Below are 372 nucleotides of genomic sequence, written 5' to 3' on the forward strand. Positions count from 1 at the left end.
ATTATATTAGCAGCATGCCCAATTGCTAAAGCTCAGGGCGTAACAACGGCGAGCAGGGTGTTCGAGGCTCTGGCTCTATGTAAGGATCTCATCATCATCAAGCCACGCATGCAGCGGTACATCACCGTTTCCCTGTTAATCACTGAAATATTTGAATCATTTACGCCATTGGTTGAGCCTTATTCAATTGACGAGCAGTTTCTGGACGTGACGGGTTCGGTCGGCTTATTCGGATCTGCTGAAGAAATAGCACGCCAGATCCAGCAGCGCATCCAGTTGTCGACGGGAGTATGGAGTAGGGTAGGGATAGGGCCGACGAAGGTTCTCGCCAAAACGGCTACGGACAATTTCGCTAAGAAACATCCGGACGGG

Annotated in this window: 1 protein-coding gene; it reads left to right on the forward strand. The window is 50.3% G+C overall.

Annotated elements, in window-relative coordinates; translation table 11 throughout:
• Positions 1–372 (forward strand): Y-family DNA polymerase (locus PAT3040_RS33440; RefSeq protein WP_444980831.1); only part of this gene is annotated, 372 nt, incomplete at both ends.

Origin of the sequence: Paenibacillus agaridevorans (assembly GCF_003112455.1) — a bacterium.
Lineage (GTDB): Bacteria > Bacillota > Bacilli > Paenibacillales > Paenibacillaceae > Pristimantibacillus > Pristimantibacillus agaridevorans.